The sequence below is a fragment of the Victivallis lenta genome (assembly GCF_009695545.1).
GTDB classification, from domain to species: Bacteria; Verrucomicrobiota; Lentisphaeria; order Victivallales; family Victivallaceae; genus Victivallis; species Victivallis lenta.
In genome coordinates this window covers 72,516-96,449 of the sequence record NZ_VUNS01000012.1, presented here as the reverse complement: position 1 = coordinate 96,449, position 23,934 = coordinate 72,516, and the positions used below count along the sequence as shown (strand labels likewise).

General features: G+C 62.9%; 16 protein-coding genes and 1 pseudogene. 4 read left to right on the top strand and 13 right to left on the bottom strand.

What is annotated here, in order from left to right:
• Positions 1–26: 26 nt before the first annotated feature.
• From speD to FYJ85_RS12115, 10 genes and pseudogenes are all read right to left on the bottom strand, one after another.
• A pseudogene (speD, locus tag FYJ85_RS24425) lies at positions 27–371 on the bottom strand (adenosylmethionine decarboxylase); the annotation flags it as partial.
• Between the two features lie 97 nt (positions 372–468).
• A complete protein-coding gene (locus tag FYJ85_RS12155; protein ID WP_206213146.1) occupies positions 469–2,100 on the bottom strand; it encodes a peptidylprolyl isomerase in 1,632 nt (543 codons plus the stop codon).
• A gap of 39 nt (positions 2,101–2,139) precedes the next feature.
• On the bottom strand, positions 2,140–3,105 hold the full coding sequence (locus FYJ85_RS12150) for a CdaR family protein (protein ID WP_106053482.1): 966 nt from the start codon (positions 3,103–3,105) through the stop codon (positions 2,140–2,142).
• Positions 3,105–3,962 (bottom strand): diadenylate cyclase CdaA, encoded by an 858-nt coding sequence (gene cdaA, locus FYJ85_RS12145; RefSeq protein ID WP_154418859.1) that lies wholly within the window; start codon positions 3,960–3,962, stop codon positions 3,105–3,107. The genes FYJ85_RS12150 and cdaA overlap by 1 nt, the downstream gene beginning before the upstream one ends.
• Before the next feature lie 41 nt (positions 3,963–4,003).
• Positions 4,004–4,813: a dihydropteroate synthase gene (folP, locus tag FYJ85_RS12140; RefSeq protein ID WP_206213145.1), complete on the bottom strand. Its 810-nt coding sequence runs from the start codon at positions 4,811–4,813 to the stop codon at positions 4,004–4,006.
• 20 nt (positions 4,814–4,833) lie between these two features.
• On the bottom strand, positions 4,834–7,515 hold the full coding sequence (gyrA, locus tag FYJ85_RS12135; protein WP_106053485.1) for a DNA gyrase subunit A: 2,682 nt from the start codon (positions 7,513–7,515) through the stop codon (positions 4,834–4,836).
• A 241-nt stretch (positions 7,516–7,756) separates the two neighbouring features.
• Positions 7,757–8,524, bottom strand: coding sequence for a phosphoribosylformimino-5-aminoimidazole carboxamide ribotide isomerase (gene hisA / locus FYJ85_RS12130; RefSeq protein WP_106053486.1), 768 nt, complete (start codon positions 8,522–8,524; stop codon positions 7,757–7,759).
• Positions 8,521–10,641 carry an alpha-L-rhamnosidase gene (locus tag FYJ85_RS12125; RefSeq protein ID WP_154418855.1) on the bottom strand — a complete coding sequence of 707 codons (2,121 nt, stop codon included), beginning with the start codon at positions 10,639–10,641 and terminating at the stop codon, positions 8,521–8,523. The genes hisA and FYJ85_RS12125 overlap by 4 nt, the downstream gene beginning before the upstream one ends.
• Positions 10,642–10,649: 8 nt before the next feature.
• Positions 10,650–11,306, bottom strand: coding sequence for a uracil-DNA glycosylase (gene ung / locus FYJ85_RS12120; RefSeq protein WP_206213144.1), 657 nt, complete (start codon positions 11,304–11,306; stop codon positions 10,650–10,652).
• 10 nt (positions 11,307–11,316) lie between these two features.
• A complete protein-coding gene (locus FYJ85_RS12115; RefSeq protein ID WP_106053489.1) occupies positions 11,317–13,254 on the bottom strand; it encodes an aconitate hydratase in 1,938 nt (645 codons plus the stop codon).
• 283 nt (positions 13,255–13,537) lie between these two features.
• On the opposite strand from FYJ85_RS12115, the gene FYJ85_RS12110 reads away from it, so the two are divergent.
• On the top strand, positions 13,538–14,812 hold the full coding sequence (locus tag FYJ85_RS12110) for a sn-glycerol-1-phosphate dehydrogenase (RefSeq protein ID WP_154418853.1): 1,275 nt from the start codon (positions 13,538–13,540) through the stop codon (positions 14,810–14,812).
• A 204-nt stretch (positions 14,813–15,016) separates the two neighbouring features.
• A complete protein-coding gene (locus FYJ85_RS12105; protein ID WP_158703992.1) occupies positions 15,017–17,260 on the top strand; it encodes a family 78 glycoside hydrolase catalytic domain in 2,244 nt (747 codons plus the stop codon).
• A 103-nt stretch (positions 17,261–17,363) separates the two neighbouring features.
• Here the strand turns inward: FYJ85_RS12105 and FYJ85_RS12100 are convergent, their stop codons facing one another.
• The gene (locus FYJ85_RS12100) at positions 17,364–18,239 is read right to left on the bottom strand and encodes a helix-turn-helix transcriptional regulator (RefSeq protein ID WP_158703993.1); all 876 of its coding nucleotides are present in this window, start codon (positions 18,237–18,239) and stop codon (positions 17,364–17,366) included.
• A 252-nt stretch (positions 18,240–18,491) separates the two neighbouring features.
• Here FYJ85_RS12100 and FYJ85_RS12095 point away from each other — a divergent pair, with 252 nt between their 5' ends.
• Entirely contained in the window at positions 18,492–19,262 is a 771-nt protein-coding gene (locus tag FYJ85_RS12095; RefSeq protein ID WP_154418851.1) for a type II secretion system protein, read from the top strand.
• 27 nt (positions 19,263–19,289) lie between these two features.
• Entirely contained in the window at positions 19,290–21,386 is a 2,097-nt protein-coding gene (locus FYJ85_RS12090; protein ID WP_154418849.1) for a glycoside hydrolase family 5 protein, read from the top strand.
• A gap of 19 nt (positions 21,387–21,405) precedes the next feature.
• Here FYJ85_RS12090 and FYJ85_RS12085 read toward each other — a convergent pair whose 3' ends face one another.
• A complete protein-coding gene (locus FYJ85_RS12085) occupies positions 21,406–22,710 on the bottom strand; it encodes an FAD-dependent oxidoreductase (protein ID WP_106053495.1) in 1,305 nt (434 codons plus the stop codon).
• Between the two features lie 74 nt (positions 22,711–22,784).
• Complete coding sequence (locus FYJ85_RS12080) at positions 22,785–23,861, bottom strand: class I mannose-6-phosphate isomerase (protein WP_154418847.1); 1,077 nt, start codon at positions 23,859–23,861, stop codon at positions 22,785–22,787.
• Positions 23,862–23,934 lie beyond the last annotated feature (73 nt).

The following is a 23,934-nucleotide window of genomic DNA, read 5'->3' as shown; positions in this document are numbered from 1 at the left end:
CGCCCCTCGATGACCGGAACGAGCCGCTCGACGCCGTTATTCCCGACGATGCCGCGGTTCATGACGCTCGAGACGATCCACTGCGCGGATTTGATCCCTTTCGCAATGACGTCGATCGCCACCTCGAAATCGACCTTGTCGCCGCAGGTGAACAGATCCACCGCGGCGTAATCGTGCTCCGGCCAGGCGTGAACCGCGAAATGCGATTCCGAAATCACCACGACCCCGCTGACTCCCTGCGGCTCGAACTCGTGAAAGTTCGCGTCGATCACCGTCGCGCCGGACTTCTCCGCCGCACGCAGGAAAACCGTCTTGACCAGCTCCGCATCGGCCAGCGCCTTCGGATCGCAATCGTAAAACTCAACCGTCATGTGACGTCCCAGGGCGAAACCGCCCTCGCAGCACGTCCCCGGACACCGCTCCTCTATCGATGTGTTGTCAGCCATTTCCTCTCACACCCTCCGGCGGTCAACGCTGGACCAGTTTGGGATCAAGCTGGCACTGGGTCATGAACTCCTCTTCGAAAACACCGATGGAGAGCTCGCGCTTCATATTGCCCAGGCTCGAACGCAGCTGCTCCTTCTTCGACTCGAAATCCTTCATGTCGGCCGGCGTGCGCTTCAGCAGGATCGCAAGCTGCGGGCCGCCTTCGGCCGGAAGCACCTTCGACACCTCGTCCACATTCAGCCGCATCGCGGCGCCGGCGGACGGAAAAAGCTCCATCGGCGGAAACTCCCCGGCCGGGGAGAAACGAAACTCCCTGATCGTGCAGCCCTTGAGCTCATTGAACGCCTTCAGACGGGCAGTGCCGTCCTCGATCGCGGCGAGCGATTCCTCAGCCTTCGCGGCCGCCTCAGTCGCAAGCCGGGTCGCTTCGGCATTGCGGTAATCGGCGGCAACCTGCGCGGAAACCTCGTTGAACGTCGCCGCCTTCTCCGGAATCCGCTCCCGGGCCAGACCGACGAACACGCTCTCACCGGCCGCCACCGGGTTGGTCACCCAGTGGTTATCGAACGCGGCGATCAGATTCTGCAACAGCTCGGGGGAGCTGATCTTGCCGATTGCCGGCGCATTGAAGTCGACGAGACCGGTATCGACCACCTCGGCTTTCTCCTTCGCGGCGAGCTTCCGGAACACCTCGGCCCGGCCGTCGCCGGCTTCGCTGACCGCATCGTACGCGGCCGCAGCAAACTCATACGCATGCCGCATCGCAAGATCGCGGCAGGCGGCCTTGATGAACTCGGCTTTCGCCTCCTTTCTGCAGGCCTCGAACTCCGGCATCTTGCCGTCCTTGGCGAGCTTCACGAAAAGCTGCGGGCGGGTATCGAAAAATTTCTTCACTTCGGCATCGGTCGCCTTCGCCTCGGCCTCTTTCAGATAGCGCGCATTCGGGAACTCCACCAGAAACGCGGCGACCTTGCCGGAGATCCGGTAGTTCCCGGCGTGCTCGTCGAAATAGGCCTTCATCGCGGCCGGATCGTTCTTCACATCCTTCAGGTAAGCGTCAGTGCTGAAAATTGCCGTTTTCACGTCGTACTTGACGTTGTCGCGGCGGTAGAACGCCTCAAGCTCGCCGTCCGTGACCACCCGGTTATAGCCGAGCTGGTTCTGCAGCTTCGCCGACAGGAGAACGCCGCGAAGCGCCTCGACGAACAGCTCATCACTGCCGCCGGCACGGACCAGATTTTCCTTGAACTCCTTGTAACGCGCCGGGCTGTACTGTCCGTTTTCCTGGAAAACCGGGAATTTCTTCACGAAATCGATCACCTCCGCATCGCCGACGGCCAGTCCCTGCCGCCGCGCCGCGACCTCCAGACAATAGCGCTGGAACGCCTCGGAGTAATCCATATCCCGGCCCATGCTCATTCCGGCCCGCGCCAGAACATCGTTTTCGCGCCTGATCTGTTCGAGATCCCCGAGGGTGACCTTCTCTCCGAACGCCGTACCCACCGTCATGCCGCTGCCCGAACCGAAGCCGTCACAGCCGAACTGGCCGGGCGTCAGGAACCCCATGAACGAAATGATGATCACAATCGTAAATCCGCCGAACAGCCAGCGGCTGTGCTTGTGAAACATGGTGTTGAGCTTTTTGATAATCATCTTCGGGGCCATCCTTCTCTTGGTTTAAAATGAACGAATTTATTCCGTGATTTTTATTTTCATCTGAGCCGGGCGGATCTCCTTCACATCCAGCCCGTCGCCCTTCAGGAAACAACCTGCCGAGACCTCGTAGATTCCCGGCTTGTCGATATGCGAAATGTCGAGATAGGGGCGGACCTCGCCCGGAAGCAGCGTCGAAACCGACCCGGCCAGGCCGCGCACGGTGACTTCAACCCGCGACGGCCCCGGAAATTCGGTCTTGAACGGCTTGCCGCCCGGCTGGGTCAGCAACACAACCGGCAGCGACTGGAACGTCCGCTGCTCGTAATTCCGGCTGATGTCGATCTGGCAGGTGACCTTCTCCGGAGAGATGGAAGTCCCGGCCGGCGGTTCGAGCGTCGCAACATACTCGAATCCCTCCGTCACCGCTTCCGAAAGCGGAACCGGGCGGGTCGACACCGATTTCAGGTCGCGGATCAGCTGCTCCGGCCCGGTCACCCGGACCGTCGACGGAATGCAGCTGGCCAGCGAACTCTTGTAATCGTTCGAAAGCCGGTTCGAAAACGTGACCCGCACCGGGACGTCGCGCGTCATGCGCTGCTGCAGATTCAGCGTGATCTCCCGCGGGTCGGCCTGAATGACCCGGACGCCGAGCGGAGAGTCGAACTCCTCCGGCTTCAGCGTCAGGATATACGGCTTGCCCGGAATATAGCGGTTATAGTCGACCTGCGCGCGCCCGCGCAACGCGGAAGGCGACACCCCGGAATTGCGGGTGCTCTTGACTTCAAGCGTCACAAAATGCGGCTTCGGATCCACATCCATCAACTCCGGCGGCAGAATGATGTCGACCGGCACATTGTCGACCTTCTGCGGCGCCCGGATCTCGTTGTAAACGTAAAAATAGAGCAGCAGCGCAAAAAAGAGCGCGATGAGCTTCCGCCAGAAATCGCGGCGGACGAGCATGTAAAGCCAGTTGAAAACGGAACGGCGGCGGCGTTTGTCCATCACGCACCTCCCTTGCCGGGGGTCTTGTCCCGCCGGTCGGCCTGTTCCTCGAGCATCTGGACGGTTTCGGCCAGATCCGTGTCGTCCTGTTCGAGAATGATGAGCTTTTCGAGATAATTCGCCAGTTCTTCGCCGGTCAGGTCGCGGTGAAGAACGCCGCGGCAGGCGACGCTGATCGCGCCGGTTTCCTCCGACACCACCACGGTGACGGCGTCGGTCTCCTCCGACACCCCCAGCGAGGCGCGGTGGCGCGTGCCGAGCCGGATCGAGATATTCTCCGCCCGCGTCAGCGGCAGAATCGCCCGCGCGGCGACGATCCGGTCGTCACGGATGATGACCGCCCCGTCGTGCAGCGGCGAATTCGGGTAAAAGATCGACTCGAGCACCATCGCATTGACCTTGATATCGAGCCGGACCGAGTCGTCCACCAGATTCTGCAGCCCGATCCGCCGCTCGATCACCATCAGCGCGCCGCATTTCCGGCGCGACATGTTGACTGCGGCATTCACGATTTCGGTGATGATCTCACGCCGCCGCTTGCCCTGAAAGAAGCTGAAACTGCCGAGCTGCGCGAACGCCCGGCGCAGCTCGGGCTGGAAGATGATGACGACCGCCGCGCCGAGCGTCCCCCAGATGCCGGTCAGCAGCCAGTTCAGCACGTCGAGATTCAGCTTCTTCGACAGCAGCGTCAGCACCAGCAGCAGAATCGTGATTCCGGCCAGCACCGACGCGCCGCGCGCACCGCGCAGATAATGCAGCGTCTTGTAGATCACCACCGTCAGGATGAAGATCTCAAGAAACATTTTAAGGTAATCGATGATTACCGCATTCGGCACTGAAACGAGCGTATCCAGCATGATACCCGTCTTCACCTCTTATAACGATATCGCATCTCCGTTCAACGGAGCTTATCCCAGACACTCAAAGCGTCGCTCACCTGCCGGACATCGTGCACCCGCAGGATTTCGACCTCGCGGTCCGCCAGGTAGAGCGCCGCGGCCACGGTTCCGCCGAGCCGCTGCATCGGGTCCGGCTGCTCGAGGAAATTCCCGAGAAACGATTTGCGGGACATGCCGGCAACCACGGGGCCGAGCTGGTGCAGCTCGTCGATCCGGCGCAGGATCTCCCAATCCTGCTCCGGCGTCTTCGCAAATCCGAAGTCGGGATCGACATAGATCTTCTCATCGGCCACGCCGGCGGCCAACGCCTTCGCTTTCGCCCCGGCCAGCTCCGCGACGACAGCCGCGACCGGATCGTCGCCGTAGTCGTGGAACTCGGAATTCCTCATATTCTGCGGCGTTCCGCGCGAATGCGCGATGATCAGCGCCGCATCGGACGCCGCGACCACGTCCGCCATATCCGGCGAAAAACGCAGCATCGAAACGTCGTTGATCATGTCGACGCCGCAATCCAGCGCCGCCCGGGCGACCCCGGCCTTGCGCGTATCGACCGACAGAATCGCCGACGGGCGCAGCTTCCGGAGCTCGCGGAGCACCGGAACAACCCGCAGCGACTCCTCGTCCGCCGGAATCACCGCCGCGCCGGGGCGGGTCGATTCCCCGCCGATGTCGAGCAGGTCGGCCCCCTCGTCCAGAAGGGCCAGCGCCCGGTCCACCGCCGTCGCCGGCGAAGAAGCGCCTCCCTCGCTGAACGAATCGCCGGTCACATTGACGATTCCCATCAGCAGCGGACGCGTACGTTCATGCATAATTTCATCGAGACGGGGCATTACTCCTCGCTTTCTCCCGGCTGCTCCGGAACGTCTTCGCCCGGAACTGCCGGTTCTTCCGGCATCGCTGCCGCTTCCGCCAACACATTGTCGGCCTTGTTTTCGATTTCGCCGTCAACCGTGACGGCCGTCTTTTCGATTTCAACCTTGACCAGTTTCGCGACGCCGGTGATCCGGTCGCCGTTATTGAGGTTCATGATCCGGACCCCCTTCGACGCACGGCCGACCGTGCGGATCTCGCTGGCCGGAATGCGGACGAGCTGTCCGCGCTCGGTGGTCAGCAGAATCTCGTCGTCGTCGGTCACCTGCACGACGGCAAGCACATGCTCACCCTCGCGCAGCTTGATGTTCACGACCCCCTTCGCTCCGCGGTTCGTCTTGCGGTAGGTGCTGACGAACGAGCGCTTGCCCATGCCGCCGTCGGTGACGACCAGCACCTCGGGACCGCTGCCGAAGACCGGACCTTCCTCGTCCGTCTCGACTTCGACTTCGACTTCCGTTTCGGTTTCGCCTTCCTCACCGGTCATTTCGGCTTCGGTATAGACATGCTCGCGGATGACCTCCATGCTGACCACGGAGTCGCCGTCGATCTTGAAGCGCATGCCGGTCACGCCGCGGGCCGTGCGGCCCATCGGGCGGATCTGCTCGTCGTCCTGGTCGAAGAGGCACGCCATGCCGAGCCGGGTAGAGAGCAGAATCTCGTTGCCGTTCTCGCTGATGCCGGCGCCGATCAGGTCGTCGTCCTCTTCGATGACGAGCGCGCGCAGCCCCACGCGGCGCAGGTTCTTGAACAGCGCAAGCTCGCTCTTCTTGATGTAGCCCCTGCGCGAGGCCATGACGATGTATTTGTTCGGGTCGTCGAACTCGTCCGGAGAGACGGTCAGCATCGCGCAGATCTTCTCGCCGGGCTCGACCTTGATCATGTTCACGATCGCCTTGCCCTTGCCGGTCCGCGAACCCTCCGGAATCTCATAGACGTTCAGCCAGTACATGAAACCGCGGTCCGTGAAGAAGAAGATCAGATCGTGGCTGTCCGCATTGAACAGGTGCTCGACGTAATCCTCCTCCTTGGTCTCCATGCCGATGATGCCCTTGCCGCCGCGGTGCTGCGTGCGGTAGGTGTCGCTCGGAACCCGCTTGATATAGCCGGTATTCGACACGGTGATCACGCAGCTGTGGCGCGGAATCAGGTCCGCGATGTTCAGGTCGGAGTCGTCGACCGTGATTTCGGAACGGCGCGGGTCGCTGTACTTGTTCTTGATCTCGATCAGCTCCTCGCGGATCACGCCGAGCCGCATGTCGCGGCTGGCCACGAGCTTGCGCAGATAATCGATCTTGACCTGAAGCTCGTCGAACTCGGCCTGAACCACTTCGACGGCCAGACCGGTCAGCTGGTGCAGCCGCATGTCGAGGATCGCGTCGGCCTGAATCTGCGTGAACGCGAAGCGGGCGATCAGGTTCGTCTGCGCCTCCTGCCGGTTGCGCGACTCACGGATGATCTGCACGACTTCGTCGATGTTCGCCAGCGCCTTCAGCAACCCTTCGAGGATGTGGGAACGCGCTTCGGCCTTGTTCAGATCGAAAATCGCGCGGCGGAGCACGACTTCGAGCCGGTGGTCGATGTAAGCCTGCAGCACCTGCGCGAGGTTCATCGTGCGAGGCCGGTTGTGGTCAACCACGAGCATCGTGCAGCCGATCACGGTTTCGAGCTGGGTCTGGCTGTAAAGCTGGTTCAGGATCACGCTGCCCATCGCGCCGCGCTTGACGCCGATCTCGATGCGGAGACCGACGCGCTTGCTCGACACGTCGGTGATCGAAGAGATGCCGGTGATGCGCTTATCCTTCACGAGTTCGGCGATCTTCTCGACGAGCTGCCCCTTGTTGATCGCGTACGGAATCTCGGTGATGATGATCTGCTCGACGCCGTCCTTCTCGATGATGTCGGCCTTCGCGCGCAGCTTTACGCTGCCGCGTCCGGTCTGGTAGAACTGGCGCATCGAATAGCGGCCGCGAATGATCGCGCCGGTCGGAAAATCCGGGCCGGGCAGGTACTCCATGAGCTCGTCGACCGTCGCCTTCGGATTGTCGAGCAGACAGACCGTCGCGTCGATGACTTCGCCGAGGTTGTGCGGCGGGATGCTGGTCGCCATGCCGACGCCGATGCCGGTCGTGCCGTTGACCAGAAGCTGCGGGAAGCTGGCCGGAAGCACCTCGGGCTCCTTTTCCGACTCGTCGAAGTTCGGGATCATGTTGACGGTGTCTTTTTCGATGTCGAAAAGCATCTCTTCGGCGAGGCGCTCCATGCGGCACTCGGTGTAGCGGCTGGCCGCCGCCGGATCGCCGTCGATATTGCCGAAATTGCCCTGCCCCTCGATGAGCGGAGCGCGCATCGAGAAATCCTGCGCGAGGCGGACCAGCGCGTCGTAAATCGCGGAATCGCCGTGCGGGTGGTATTTACCCATGACCTCGCCGACCACGCGCGCGCACTTGACGGTCGCGTGAGACTTGCCGAGGTTCAGCATTTTCATCGCGTAGAGAATGCGCCGGTTCACCGGCTTCAGGCCGTCGCGCACATCCGGGATCGCCCGCCCGACGTTGACGCTCAGCGAATACTGCAGATATGCAGTATGCATGATGTCTTCAATATTGACGGGAATGTCCCTGGTCTCGAAATCGCTCATAACTTCTTCCTGCTTCCATATATGAAATTCGTTGCAATCACGTCATCGGCATCAAATGGAGTAATATACAGCGGCACACCCGTTTTGACAAGCGTTCCGCCTTGATTTGCAAAGGAATATCTGCATTTTTTGCGCCCGCGCGCGCCTTCGCGCGGCCAAGCGGCTGGAGTACATGCGGTTACCCGGCCCGCTCCCGGAGCCTTCCGCCTTTCGGAAAGCCGCTCCTGCGCGGGCCGGCAGGTCAGGACTTCCGGCCCGCGTAAGCAGCAAGTTCGCAGTACGACAGCGGACCGCCGAAGATATCGAGCGCCGAACCGACCGTGTAGGCGATCCGCCCCTTTCCGGCCCGCTCGATCTTGCCGATGTCGCCGAAGTTCGCAATGCCGCCTGCATAGACGCACGGAATCGGGCTCTCCGCCGCAAGCAGCGAAAGCAGCTCCTCGTCGATGCCGGCCTGCTTGCCTTCGACGTCAACGGCGTGAATCAGGAACTCGCAGGCGAAATCGCCGAGAAAGGCCAGCGTATCCGCATGGATCGCGGTCGAAGTGAATTTCTGCCAGCGGTCGGTCACGATATAATATTTCCCGTCTTCGCGGCGGCGGCAGGAGAGGTCCAGCACAAGCCGCTCCCGGCCGGTGATGTCGAACAATTGCTCGAGCCGGTCGATCCGCAGTTCTCCGTCGGAGAAAATGAAACTCGTCACGATCAGCTGCGAGGCGCCCGCCTCGAGCCACTCCGCCGCATTATCGCAATTCACGCCGCCGCCGAGCTGCAGGCCGCCCGGCCAGGCCGCCAGCGCGCGCTTCGCGGCCTCGTCGTTGCCGGGGCCGAGCTTGATGACATGCCCGCCGGTCAGGTTGTCGCTCCGGTAGAGCTCGGCGTACCAGGCGGAGTCGTGCTCCGCCACGAAATTGGTCCGGGGCGACGAACCGGAATCGGTCAGCGTGGAGCCGACGATCTGTTTGACCTGTCCGTTGTGCAGGTCGATGCAGGGGCGGAAAAGACTCATTCGACTTCAGGCTCCAGATGATGCTCGATTCCGTCCGGAACCGAGACGTTGAACTGATACGTTCCGCCCTCCCGGCGCCAGCCGACCGAGATCCGGCCGTGCGGCGTGTCGTGGAACATGCGGAACCAGTCGAGCTGCGGAACCGGGTGCGGCCGCAGCGTCACCGACGAAAATCCCGGGTGCGCCTCGTCCGGCACCAGGCCGCCGAGGTAGCGGAAGCACCAGGCGCTCACGTCGCCGAACATGATGTGGTTCCGCGACGCCTCGCCGTGCCAGTTGCCCCAGAGCGTCGTCGCCCCCTGCCGCAGCCAGTGAATCCACCCCGGATACTCCGGCTGCATGAAGAGGCGGAAAGCGGTTTCGACGAACCCGGCATCGGCCAGCGCGCGCGGAACGGCGCGGCTGCCGAGAATGCCGAAATACGGCTTGTATCCGTTGTCGCGGACGATCCGGGCCAGCCGCTCCGCCGCCGCGGCGCGTTCCCCCTCCGGCGCGATGTCGAACACGAGCGCCATGCCGAGGGCGGTCATTTCGTCATGCGCGAAGCTGCCGCCGCCGTTGTTGTACCTCGCATTCAGCGCAGCGCGCATGCACTCCGCCCGCGCGTCGAGCATCGCGCCCTCCCCGCGCCCGAGCCGCCGCGCGAACTTCGCGGCCAGCCGGTTGCAGTGCATGAGGTAGGCGCTCGAAGTGAATTCGACCGGGGCGATCTTCGCATTGTCGACATGGTTCCAGTCGCCGAGCCCGAACGCCACGAGGTCGCCGGAGGCGCGCGATGCGGCGTAATCGAGATAGCGCAGCATGCCGTCGAAATGCTTTTCATAGGTGCGCCCGCTGCCGGTATACCGGTAAATCAGCTCCGGAATCACGAAAAACGCCGCATCCCAGGCCGGGCCGGAACCCCAGTTGTACCCCCAGCCGCAGGCCGGGGCGATGCCGGGCAGCTGGCCGGACGGGCGCTGGCAGTCAGCCAGCGTATCGAGCCACTGCTCGAGGCTCGAAGCGGCGTCGAAGTTGCAGAGCCCGGTTTCGGCGGCAAGCTGCGTATCGCCGGTCCAGCCGTTCTTTTCGCGGTGCGGGCAGTCGAACGGAATCCCGACGAAATTGCCGCGGTAGCTCTCCTGCACGGCGCGCTGCAGCGCATTGAGTTCCGCATCCGGAGACTCGAAATTCCCGGCGTCCGCAAACGAGGTGTGGACGAACTCCGCCGTAACGGACTCCAGCTCGGGCTCCCCGTCGATCTGGCAGTATTGAAAGCCGTGGAACGTGAAACGCGGCGCCCACTCCTCAACGCCGTCGCCGCGCAGCGTGTAACGGTCGCACTGGTTTTCTCCGGAGAGCACGAATTTGCCGATGTGCTCCTTGTCGACGCGCCCGTCCGGAAACAGCCGTTCGCCGTAGCGCAGTTCGACCGTGTCTCCGGCCTTGCCCCGGACGCGGATGCGGCACCAGCCGGAGAGGTTCACGCCGAAATCGGCCACCGCCCGCGTCGGGGAGAGCCGCTTCAGCGCAACCGGCCGGATGACCCGCATGACCCGGCAGGGCGGCGAAGTCTGCTCCTCGAGCACACCGCCCGGAGGCGCGAGCGGAACCGGGACCTGCCATGTCGAATCGTCGAAGCCGTTCTCCGCCCAGCCCGCCATTTCGAGCCGCGCGTCGTAATATTCGCCGTTCCGCAGGGAGTTGAAGGTGATCGGCCCGGCCGTCGTACACCTCCAGCCGGCGGGTTCGCCGGAGACGAGCTCCGCGCCGCCGCACCGCAGATGCAGCGCGAATTTGCACCGGTCGCGCCAGGCCGCATGATCGAAATTCCAGACATCGGCGTCGACATGGTCATACCAGCCGGTGCCGAGCACGACGCCGACGGTGTTGCGCCCCGGCTTCAGGTACGCCGCGACATCGTAGACGACATAACGGGCGCGGAGATCATAATTCGTCACGATCGGATCGAGCACATGGTCGCCGACCTTCCGGCCGTTCAGGCAGACCTCGTACCAGCCGAGACCGCAGATCGCCAGCGTCGCGCCGGCGACCGTCTCCGCATCGAATTCGCAACGGAAATACGGAGCGCCGCCCTGTTCCGCCGCGCCGAGCCACTTCACCGGTTCAAAATTCATTTACATCCTCAAAGTTCCGGCCATTTCCAGCCGTCCAACGCCTGTTCCGCCTGCGAAAACGGGCGGCTGCCGAAAAAACCGCGATGCGCCGACAGCGGCGACGGATGCACGTTCTCGAACACCCGGTGGCGCGACTCGTCGATCAGCGGCCGCTTCGCTATCGCGAAATTCCCCCAGAGCAGAAAGACAACCGGCTCCGCCCGCCGGTTCAGCGAGCGGATGACCGAGTCGGTAAAACGCTCCCATCCGAATTTCCGGTGGCTGCCGGCCTCGTGCGCGCGGACCGACAACACGCTGTTCAGCAGCAGCACACCGTTCGCCGCCCAGTTCCGCAATGATCCGGAGAGCGGAATCTCCCGCCCGAGGTCCGACGCATACTCCTTGAAGATATTGCGCAGACTCGGCGGAAACTTCACGCCCGGCGCCACCGAAAACGCCAGCCCCTCGGCCTGCCCGTCGTCATGATACGGGTCCTGCCCGAGCAGAACCACGCGGACCGCTTCGGGCGGCGTGAGGCGCAGCGCGGTGAACAGCTGCCCTTCCGGCGGAAACACCTGCAGCCCGGCCGCGCGCTCCGCGGCAACCCGTTCGAGGGTCGCGTCGAATCCGGCGGAATCGAGCTCACCGCCCAGGAATTCACGCCATGCGCACGGCAGAGCTTCCACGGCAGCCTCCTTACAGATTCAGCATGCCGCCGGCGAGGATGATCCGGATGTCCTCCGCCGACAGGCGATGGTTGAAGACGATCTCCTTCTTTGTGCCGTCGGCCTTCGTGAGCTCTCCCCGGACCGGTTCGCCCGGCCTGAGCTGCCCGCGCAGGCTGTGGAAAACCAGCGAATCGTTCTCCCCGATCGAATCGTAGTCGGCCGGATTCGCAAAGACCAGCGGAACGATGCCGAAATTCACGAGGTTCGCGCTGTGAATCCGTTCAATCGCCAGCGCGGCGACGACCTTCACGCCGAGATACATCGGGCAGATCGCCGCATGTTCGCGGCTCGACCCCTGCCCGTAGCTGTCGCGGCCGACGATAATCCCGGCTTTTCCGGAATCGCGGACCGCCGAAGCCCGTTCGGCGAAAGTCGGCCTGCCCGCCTCGTTGAAGCACTCGAAGACGACCTTCGCATAGACCGGAATATTGCTGCGGTGCTTCAGATGGATGCCGGCCGGCATGATGTGGTCGGTCGTGATTTTGTCGCCGACCTTGATGACCACGACGCCGTCGAGCTCGTCCGGCAGCGGCTGGTTGACCGGCGGCGCGCCGATGGTGCGCTTGCGGACGATCTCGCCGGAACCGCCCGGCAGCTGAATCATATTGTCGTTGATCTCGAACACTTCGGGTTCAACCACGTTCGGGTATTCGATTCCGGCGGTGCGGGGGTCGGTGAACTCGCCGGTGAGCGCGATGGCGACGGCGGTTTCGGGGCTGACCAGGTAAGCCTGATCGCCCTTCGTGCCGGTGCGCCCGGCGAAATTCCGGTTGAAGGTGCGGACGCTGACCGTGTCGTCGGCCGGGCTCTGTCCCTGCCCGATGCACGGGCCGCAGCCGGTTTCGAGAATGCGCGCGCCGGAGGCGATGATGTCGGCCAGCATGCCGTTGCGGGCCAGCATCTCGAGCACCTGGCGGCTGCCCGGCGCGATCGAGAGCGTGACCGATTCGGAAACCCGGCGCCCCTTCAGCGTCATGGCGACCATGGCGAGATCGCGGTAACTCGAGTTCGTGCAGGAACCGATGAGGACCTGTCCGACCTTCGTGCCGGCCAGTTCGCGGACCGACTTGATGTTGTCCGGGCTGGAGGGGCAGGCCGCGAGCGGCTCGATCTCGTCGAGCCGGATCTCGATGACCTGGTCGTATTCGGCGTCCGGATCGGCCGCGAGCGGAACGAAATCCTTCTCGCGGTCCTGCGCCTTCAGGAAAACGCGGGTCGATTCGTCGGACGGAAAGAGGCTCGTCGTGACGCCGAGTTCGGCGCCCATGTTCGTGATCGTCGCGCGCTGCGGCACGGTCAGCGTCGCCACGCCGGGGCCGAAGTACTCGACGACCGAGCCGACGTTCCCCTTGGTGGTCAGGATCGACAGGAGCTTCAGGATCACATCCTTCGCGGCGCACCACGGCGAAAGCTTCCCGGTCAGCTTCACGCCGATGACCTTCGGGTACGGAATGCGGAACGGCTTGCCGGCCATCGCAAGAGCGACGTCGAGCCCGCCCGCGCCGATCGCCATCATGCCGATGCCGCCGCCGGTCGGGGTGTGGGAATCCGACCCGATCAGCGTCTTGCCCGGCACGCCGAAGCGCTCGAGGTGGACCTGGTGGCAGATGCCGTTGCCGGGAGGCGAGAAACGGACGCCCTTCGCAGCCGCGACGCTCTGCAGATACAGGTGGTCGTTGCGGTTTTCGGGGCCGTTCTGCATCATGTTATGGTCAACGTAGGAGACCGAAAGCTCGGTTTTGACGCCGGGAACATTCATGGCCTCGAGTTCGAGGTAGGCCATGGTCCCGGTCGCATCCTGAGTCAGGGTCTGGTCGATCCGGATCGCGACGGGCTTGCCGGTTTCGCGGCTGCCTTCCACAAAATGCGCTTCGATGATTTTCTGAACAACGGTCCCTCTGGCCATGGCATGAACTCCTGTGAGAAAAAATTGTAACGGGCAAAATCTCAAGTCCGTAATATATCGCCGGATCGTTTTTTTCGCAAATTCCCGCCGGCTTTTCCCGTAAAAAAATAAAATCGTCTGACTATAAGAATGCCGCGCGCAAATATCTCAGAACTCTTCCGGAAGAGACTGTCGGAAACAGCCGGACTCTTTTCCGTGATAAAAAGATCGGTTCCGCACTTGTTTTCCACAAAGTTTCGTACTATAATAAACAAAACGAAACATCAACCGCTGGAGGATTGCCATGAATCTGATCACCATCCCGCCCGGACTGGAAACGGAGAGCTTCGTGCTCGAAGCGGACGCCTTGCGCCATGCGCCGGAAATCCTGCGCAAACACTGGGGTGCCGGCCCGGATGCGTGGATCGTCGCGGACGAAAACACCTGGACCGCCGCCGGAGAGAAGCTCAACGCCATTTTCGAGGAAGCCGGAATCGGGCGCTGCGCGCCGTATCTGTTCCCCGGCAGGCCGATCCTGCACGCGACGGTCGAACATGTCGACGAACTGCTGGCCGCATTCCCGGAAAACTGCGTGCCGGTCGCGGTCGGCGGCGGGACGGTCAACGATCTGGTCAAACGCGCCTCGGGGGTGAAGGGGGTCCGTTACTGCTGCGTGCCGACCGCTCCGTCCGTGGACGGTTACACCTCGTACGGCGCGGCGCTGAACGTCGACGGACTCAAGAAAACGCTGCCCTGTCCGGCGCCGCTGGCGATCGTCGCGGACACCGCCGTGCTCGACAGCGCGCCGCCCGAAATGTTCGCGGCCGGTTATGCGGACCTCATGGCGAAAATTCCGGCCGGAGCCGACTGGATCGTCGTCGACCAGCTCGGAATGGAGCCGGTCCGGCCGGACGTCTGGGAGCTGGTACAGACGCCGCTCCGCGACAATTTATCCGATCCGGCGGATGTCAGGCGCGTTTTCATGGGGCTGGCGGCGACCGGATACTCCATGCAGCTCTACCGCGACTCCCGCCCGGCCTCCGGCGCGGAGCACCTGATGAGCCACATATGGGAGATGGAGAACCTGACTTTCAACGGCGACTCCGTCTCGCACGGGTTTAAAGTTTCGGTCGGCACGGTCGCCTCGACCGCACTCTACGAAGCGCTCTTTTCGCTGACGGAGAAAGAGGCGCGCCGCTATGCGGAACCCGGACTGCCGCGCGCGGCCCGCGAAGCGGAAATCGACGCGCTGCTGATCCGCGGCTGCTACGGTGCCGAAGCGAAGGAGATCGCGCTGTCCAAATTCCTCGAAGGGGAGAAGCTGGCGGAACGGCGGGAACTCATCTACCGCAACTGGAATGCGCTGAAGGAACGGACGCAAAAGCAGCTCTATCCGCTCGCGGAACTCAAAGCGATGCTGAAAGCGGCGCACTGTCCGGCGTCGCCGGCGGAGATCGGGCTGGAGAGCGGTCAATACGTTCACGGCGTCGCGGCGGCTCAGCTGATCCGCAAACGCTACACGATCCTCGACCTCGTCTACGAACTCGGACTCTCGAAAGCGCTGCTGGCCGCACTGTAGAAAACAAAGCAACCGGGTTCGGGGCCGCCCGGTCCCCACAGGGTTCCAAGGGGCGCGGAGCCCCTTTCCCGCCGCCTTTACGGATGGGCAGACCTGCCGCGCTCCGCTTTTATTTTCCGCCTCATTTCTCCGCCCGCCGGCTTGCAAATGCCCGAATGCACGGTATTTTTACTTCAATCAACCTTCAATCACGGGGATGCTGTCATGATTTCGTGCGATATCGAGAGAAAATGGAGTTCGAATTGGATTTCCGCCGGTTTCTGTCTCAACAACTGGCAGGCTCCGGCCCGGCCCGCACCGTATTTCCGCCGGGCGTTCGAATGGGACGGCCGCGGCGAAGCCGTCGTCTATCTGTGCGGACTCGGCTATTATGAACTTTACCTGAACGGCGAAAAGGTCGGCGACCATGTGCTCGATCCCGTCGTCACCCAGTACGACCGCCGCGCCCGGTATGTAAAGTACGATCTCAGCAGCCGGCTCCGGAAAGGCGCGAACACCTTCGGCGTCATTCTCGGCTCCGGCTGGTACAACCTGCTGACCTCCGAAGTCTGGCACTTCGACAAAGTGTCGTGGAACGACTATCCGAAGCTGATCCTCGAACTCGAAATCGACGGCAAAGTCGCCCTCCGCACCGACGAGAGCTGGAAATGCCTGCGCGAAGCGGGGCCGATCACGTTCACCCAGCTCCGCAACGGCGAATTCTACGATGCCCGGAAGGAGATTCCGGGCTGGTCCGAAAACAGTTTCGACGACTCGGCCTGGGAGAAGGCGAAAATCATCCCGGGTCCCGGCGGCGTCCTCACCGAACAGGTCATGCCTCCCTGCCGGGTGACACGGACTCTCAGACCGGCGCGCGAACTCAAAAGCCGTTCCGGCGGCATAATTTACGATATCGGCCAGCCGGTCGCCGGCTGGGCGCGCATCCGGGTCAGGGGGGAGCGCGGCGCCGTCGTCCGCCTCCGTTATTCGGAACTCATCAACGACGGCGAAGACGACATCGACCAGTCGAACATCAGCAGCTTCATCCTGAGCGGCGAAACCCAGACCGACCGCTACACCCTCAAGGGCGGCGATGAAGAGGTGTGGGAACCGCGCTTCGTCTACCACGGCTTCAACTTCGTCGAGGCTGCAGTTGAAGAGGGGACAGCCGAAATCGTCGCGCTTGAGGCGAGAGTCGTCAGCACCGGCTTCACATCGATCGGCTCCTTCGAATCATCGAACCGCGAGCTGACCACCCTCTTCGAATACACCCGCCGCAGCTTCGTCGGGAACTTCGTCGGAATTCCGACCGACTGTCCGCACCGCGAAAAAAACGGCTGGACCGGCGACGCATCGCTCGCCTCCGAAACCGGGCTCTTCAATTTCGACCTCGCGTCGTCCTATGCGGAGTGGATTCAGACCATCGCCGACGTGCAGCGCCCGAACGGACAGCTGCCCGGCATCATTCCCTCCGGCGGCTGGGGCTTCAACTGGGGTTCCGGTCCGGTCTGGGACAGCGCATTCATCCTGATCCCCTACAACGTCTACCTCTACACCGGCGACCGATCGATCATCGAACGGAATTACGGGCAGATGCGGCAGTACATCCGTTTCCTCGAAACGCTGGCGGACAACCGCATCATTGAATTCGGCCTCGGCGACTGGTGCCATTACGACCATTCGCGGATCGTCGATACGAAGGTCACTTCGACTGCTTACAGCTATTGCGAAACGGTCACCGTCGCCAAGTGCGCCGAGCTGCTCGGCCGCGACGGCGACGCCGCCGAACTGCGGGCGCTGGCGGCCGAAATCCGCGAGGCCTTCAACAAAGCGTTCTATCACGGCGGCGGCACCTATGCGAAGGGGGAACCGACCGCGCTCGCGCTCGCGCTTGAATTCGGCCTCTGTCCGGAAAAAGAACGCTCCGCAGTCGCGGCGAAGCTGGCCGGACACATGGAAAACCGCCGCTGCCGGGCCGATTTCGGCATTGTCGGCGCAAAGTTCGTTCCGCGCGCGCTGGCCGCGAACGGCTATGCCGACACGGCCTGCCGGATTCTGACCCAGCCGGATTTCCCGGGCTGGGTCCACTGGCTCTCCCGCGGAGCGACGGGGCTGTGGGAGAACTGGGACGGGCAGGCGTCGCGCAACCACATCATGTTCGGCGATATCGCGGCGTGGATGATGCAGTATCTGGCCGGAATCGTGCCGGACGAAAAGCATCCGGGATTTTCGGAAGTCACGCTCCGGCCGCTTCCGGCCGCCGGCGTCGACAGAGTGAAGGCGTCCCACCGGGCGCCGTCCGGACAGATTTCAGTCGAATGGGAGCGGGACGGCGGCGAGTTCCGGCTGACCGCCCGGATCGGCGACGGCGTGCCGGGCCGCGTCGAGCTGCCGGACGGCAGCAGCCGGACGCTTGCGGCCGGAGAAAACCGCTTCGAATGCGGCCTGCCTTCGGGCGCAAACAAATAAAACTCCCCGATCCGGGAAGCCGGAACATCTCCGGATTCGTGGCCATCCGGCCCTGAATCCGGCTGACGGCGCCCCGCTTTCGGACAAAATGTCCGTTTTCTGTTCATTTGACGCGCGCCGGATCGGCAGTTTGTCCGCAAACCGGGTCCGGCCGCCTGCTGCTGCCCCCCTGTTTGCGCATTTCCAGCGGCGAAACCTGATTGCCGCGCCGGATGAAGCGGGAGAAGGAGCGCGTCTCGGCAAAGCCGCACCGCTTCGCAACCTCGCCGACCGGCAGACTCGTCCCCCGCAGCAGCGCGATGCCGTGCGCCATGCGGTGATCCATGATGTAGCGCCCCGGCGCGCACCCCATCTGTTCGGAAAACACCTTGGTCAGCGTCGACCGCGCCACCTTGAACTCGTCGCAGAGCATCCCGACCCCGAGCTGCGGATTCGACAGATTCGCCACGATGAACTCAACGCAGCGCTGCGTCAGCACTTCCGAACGCAGCCCGCCGGCAACCCGGCCGCCGGCATGCGCCAGCGCCTCGAGGACAAGCGCCGCCATCCGGCGGATCTGCAGCGGATCGGAGTCCCCGATGTTGCGCTCAAGCTCCGTAAAAAGCCGCTCCGGATACGCGGAACTCGGATGCTGATGCCGCGGGTAGCGGTAGGAGAGCATGACCGCCTCGGCCAGCGGCCCGTCGAAGCAGAGCCAGCGCAAATTCCAGCAGTCGCAAAGTGAACGGCATTCATGCGTCTCCCCCGGCAGATAGTAAAACACATCCCCCGGCTTGATCGGGAACGCCTGCTCGAAAAGAACCAGTTCCCCGACCCCCTCCACGCCCCAGAGCACTTCGACAAACGGATTCACGCCTCCCTTCTTCACCATCGTCTGACTGCGCAGAAGCCGCGAAATACCGGTCCCGTACGCATAGAACGGCTGCGGCACCGGCGGCAGTTCATCGATGTTGAACCGGTAATACATAGAGAGGTCCATCTGTCGCATCGCTCCTTCCCTGATCGGTCATTCCGGCAATCCGCCTTCCCGGTAATTTGATCGCCATCTCCGCAAAAATCAACCCGGGACACCATTTTTTTCGATAAATTTTTCCTGGCGATGTTGGCACTTTTTCGTACAGATTGTCTATTGCATATCGGAGCCGTTCCGGGTATAATTAATACAGAGTTCAAAACAGCTCGCATCCGGACGGCGCCGGACGGAACGAACCCGCAAAAAAAGGAATGGAACATGAGAGACAGATATTTTACGCTGATCGAACTTCTGGTGGTTATTGCGATCATCGCCATTCTCGCTTCGATGCTTCTGCCCGCCCTGCAGCAGGCCCGGGAACGGGCGCGCACCACCTCCTGCATGTCCAACCTGAAGCAGGTGGGGCTGTTCACCATGCAGTACACCATATCCAATCACGATTACCTGCCGTCCGTACAGTATGCGAACGAAACCTGGGCGCGGCTGCTGCGCAAAAGCCAGGGCGACACCCAGAACCTCGGCGGGACGGCCGCCGCGAGCGGCTGGTACGACGCTGCTTCCTACAACGCCTACAAACCCTATCGCTGCCCCTCCGTACCGGAAGGGAAAAGCAAAAATTACCGCAATACGCAGCTCGAAGTCTACGGCATGAACGCGTGCCTCACCGGAGCATGGAGGAATTATGCGGACTGGAACAACACAAACCCGCAGATCTTCTTCGTAAAAATCACCCGGCTCGGAAAAGTTCCGAACGCCGGCGTGCTTGACTGGTGCCCGCAGGGCTCTCCTTCGAATGTCATGATTATTGCCGACAGCGCCACTGGAAATCCCGGCGACGAGCTTTGCAGCGAGCAGATTTTCTGGGTGGGAACAAACAACCAGAAAGTCATTCTCCGCCATGCCGGACGGGCGAATATCCTGTGCGGTGACGGCCACGCTTCAAGCACCGGATTCAATGATTTGCGCCCGTATGCGGTCAACAGCAGTTTGAGCATCTTCGACGCGAATAAAGCCGACCTTCCTTTCTGATCAATCAATACAGGAGAACTACCACCGATGAAACATTGGCTCTGGAGTATCATTGCGCTCTTTTCTCTGCTGACCGCCGCCGCCGGCCCGTATGTGGTCAGGGAGGGGAACGACTGGAGGAAAATCCGTTTCGACGTGACGAAGATCAGGGAGGGCTCGATTCTCGACTTCGGCAAGGCCCTGAACCACCACCGTCCCGCCGGAAAATACGGCTTTCTGAAAGTCGTCGGGGATCACTTCGAGTTTGAGAAGCTGCCCGGCGTAAAGCAGCGCTTCTTCGGCGTCAACCTGAGCGAAGCCAGCAGCATTCCGCCCAAAGAGGACGCCGCGCTGCTGGCGGAGTCGATCGCCCGCGCCGGCTACAACTCGGTCCGGCTGCACCACTACGACAACCTCATCGTCAGGAAGGACGGCGGCTCGACCACCGAACTCGACCCGGAAAAGATCGACCGCATGGACTACCTGATCAAACAGTTCAAGGACCGCGGCATCTATGTGACGCTCGACCTTTATTGCAGCCGGATCGTTTCGGACAGGGAACTGCCCGAAGTCTTCCATCCGGTCGGCCACTGGAATTACAAGAACGCCGTCTATCTTGTGGATTCGGCCAGAGAAAACTTTCTCGCCTTCGCGAAGAATTTCATGACCCATAAAAACCCCTATACCGGCCTGACTTACGCGGAAGACCCGGTGTTCTGCTTCATCAGCACCCTCAATGAAAATCGCGTTCTCGCAGACTGGAACCCGAAAAACCACGGCGCGCGCGGCTGGCAGTGGGAAGGCCTTTTCGTCGAATGGTGCAAAAAAGCGGGCATTCCAAAGGAAAAGCAGTCCGATCTCCGGTTCCGCCAGCGTTTCCTCCAGGATTTCCAGAAAAAACATTCCGCGAAAATGCGCGCCGCGCTCCGCGCCATCGGCATCCGCACGCCGCTGACCGATCAGAACAACGGCCCCGAACCGCTTCTGAACCTGACGCGCCTGAACAACGACTACATCGACATGCACTACTATATCGGCCATCCGGAGATCACAGGCGACAACTGGAGGCCGCCCGTCAAATGCCGGCAGGCCGGCTGGGTGGAGCTGTTTCAGGAAGAAGATGCCTATTCGAACAAACTCGGCGGATCGCGCATCTGCGGCCGCCCCTACACCCTGACCGAGCTGAAATGGTGCAAACCGCTGAAAGCACGCGGCGAAGGCGGGGCAATCTCCGGTTCCCTGGCCGGGTTTCAGGATTGGGATGCGCTCTACACCTTCCAGTGGGCATGGGGCGGCAAGGATTACATGAAGGAGTCGTGGGGCGGTTATTTCGACCTCTACGGCGACCCGATCTCCTACCTGTCGGACCGGATGATCCATCTTCTTTTCCTGCGGGGAGATGTTGCCGCCTCAAAAGTTTCCGCAACGCTCGTTATGCCGAAAGATGCGGCCGGAATCGATCCGGAAGCGAAAGCGCTGCCGCGGCTTTGCAATGCACTCATGCTGGTGGCAAAACTCGGGAATTCCACCCGGGTTCCGGCCGACGGAAGCTATTACTGGCACCTCGGCTCGAAACCGTCTGAACAGAAACTGGTCAGACAGCTTGAAGGCGCGCCGGTCGGCGGCAAAGGAGTGTTTGATCCCCGGAACTGCCACTTCATCAGCTCCACCGGAGAACTGGAACTGATCGGGAAAGAGAATCTCTTCCGGGTCGCCGCCCCCCGCAGCGAAGCGCTGGTCTTCGTCGGGACGGGCGCCGGCAAGGCAGACGTCCTCTCCGTCGAAAACCGCACGCCGTACAGCACGTTCTTCGCCTCCTCGATGGACGGGAACGAGCTGCGGAATTCCCGGAAAATCCTGTTTTTCCACCTCAACAACGCCGCCCACACCGGCATGACCTTCGGGGACGAGTCGATGGAGCTGCTGAACTCCTACGGCAACATTCCGCACCTGGTCCGCCGGGCGGCCGGAGAGGTCGCGCTCAACCTCGGCGCAGGCGGCGCTCCGAAGGTGTATGCGGTCAACCTGAAGGGAGAGCGCCTCGGTGAAGTCGCATCGACATTCGCCGACGGCCTCCTGAAGTTCACCGCCGACACGGCCGGTCTGAACGGCGAAGCCGTCCTCGTCTACGAAATCATCCGTTGACGCCGCGGCGGAAACCCGGTCACAGGCCGGCGGCCTCCGGGATGCCGGTGTCTTTGTCGAGCGCCTCGTAAGCGGCATTTCCGGCCGCCTCGCCGGTCTGGTTCATGGTCACCATGACCCGGACCGCGCCGTAGGCGCCGGTTTCGGCGTCGATCATGCGCCCGGCCGAAATCAGGTTGTCAAATCCGGCCGGAATCAGGCTGCGCAGCGGAATGTTGTAGCACTCCGGCGCCGGTCCCTCCGGCCGCCAGCGGGTCGCCTCGTTCTCCCGGTCGGGGCTGATGAACACCTCGGTTCCATCCAGATAAAGGAAGCGCGTGCCGGGCGGGTTCTGGCTGTGAACGTCGACCCGGTAGGTGCCGCGCGCAATCGTGTCGGGGAACTCCCGGCCGTAGAGGACATCGTCCGTGGTCAGCCGGTAAAGCGACCTGATATGCCGCGTATCGCGGATGCCGATCAGCGACGGCAGCGCCTCGAGCACCGGCCGCGGCAGGCCGTGCCCGGCCACGATGTCCTGAATCGCGCGGATCTGGCGGCGCCCCTCGATCTCGCCCGCGGTCAACTCGGCGGGGTCCGATAAATCCGCGTCCGGAATCTTGGTTCCGGCCAGCATGAAGGTGTTTTTCCCGGGAGTCGGACACCCCCAGATCATCCCCTCCGGCATGCGATAGCGCTCCGCCTCCGCATGGATCCACTTCCCGAGCTCGAACATCCCGACCTCCCGCTCCGGCCAGCGGCTCATCTTCGCGCAGGCGGTCGGCGGCTGAAGCGACGGATTCCGCCACATTTCCGCCCCGGCGGCGGCACAGATGTCGCCGTCGCCGGTCGCATCGACCAGATACTTCGCCTTCAGGACGCCGAGCCCGCCCTTGCCCGCGACGAGGAGTCCGGCCGGGCGGCCGTCCGCATCCCGCCAGACGTCGACCGCGCGGGTGTGCAGGAACGGCAGCACACCCGCCTCGACCACCAGTTCGTCCAGCTCGATGGCGAGCTCCTCGGTGTTCAGCCGCGCATACCAGCTCGGGTCCGGCCCGTCGGCATAATCGACCTGTCCGCGCCGGTCGAGCCGGTGCAGGATCTCGTCGGTCATGCCGGCGATGATCTGCCGGGAATAGTCCAGATTGAAAATGCTGTGCCAGTAACAGACCTGCGAAGCGGTCGCGGTTCCGCCGAACCGGTTCTGCGGCTCGACCACGGCGACGCGCGCGCCGCGCCGGGCGGCGGTGACGGCGGCAAAGACGCCGGTGCAGCTGCCGCCGGCGACGCAGATGTCGGCCTCCGCCAGAACCGGAACGGAGCGGGAAGGCAATGTCACGATATCCATCGTATGTTCTCCTGTAATCCCCGGTTTTGCGGTTCCGGGAAACGGTTGATCCAGACAACGCTTACCATATCCCGTCATTCCCGCAAATGCAAGGCGGGAGGCAGCGCAAACAGGATTTCCGCCTTCCCTTCGAACACCGGCCGCGCCGAAGCGGCGAGCGCGAAGGTCTGCCCCGGTGCAAGCGCAAGGCGCTCGCGGCCCGCCGCGACGACCGCCGTCCCGCCGAGAACGGTCCCGGCCATGAAGCAGCCGAGCTCCTCCGGGCGCGTCCAGCTGCCGTCGAGCCGGAGCTCGAGCGAACCGAAGAAGCCGGTCTCCCCGCGGTCCAGCAACTGCCGGAGAACCGTGCCGGACGACTCCGACAACACCACGGGCGTCCGCCGCACCCGCCGCAGGAGTTCCGCCTCCGGGAGCGCTTCGCAGTGAAACACGCCGAGCGCCTTCTCCGGATCGAGCCCGCCCCAGCGCGCCCGTTCATCCAGCCGGGTTCCGCCGCAATGCAGCTCCGGCTGAACGACATAATCGGTCGGCTCCATGATCTCCTGAACGAATACGCCCGAGCCGATCGCATGCGGCAGCCCGCCCGTGATCAGGTAGACCTCCCCCGGCACGACCGGGCAGCGGTGCATCATGCCGACCGTCCGTTCCATGACGCCCGCGAGCGCCTCCCGCCGGAACACCTCGTAATCAAACGACTCGTTGAACCCCATCAGCAGATACGGCTCCTCGCCGTCGATCTTCCGGCCGCCGATGACGATCCACGCCTCGGTCTTGCCGTACTCCGAACCGAACAGCCGTTTCGCCGCGGCGCGGTCCGGATGCGCCTGCACCGGCAGCCGGATCGCCGAGTCGAGCAGCTTGGTCAGGAAACCCGGCGCTTTTCCGAACCGGGCGACATGAGCGGGGCCGAGAATCTCCTCCGCCTCCTCCCCGAGCAGCCGGTCGAACGGCACACTGCCGCCGTCCGGCAGCAGAACCCGGCTCACTCCCTCGCCGGGACGGCGCGGTCCCTGCGCTTCGACCGTCGAAGCGATCCACTCCTCCGGGCAGCCGCCGTCCGCCGGAGCTTCCACTCCCTGCAGCCGGTCGATCTCCGCGCCGCCCGCATACACCCTCCCGACCCGGTTCGGGGCAAATCGAATCAATTTCATTTTCCCGCGCGCCTCCGCTTGCATTCGTTTCCAATGGCATTATATTATAATACCATAGACAGCAAACTGCAAG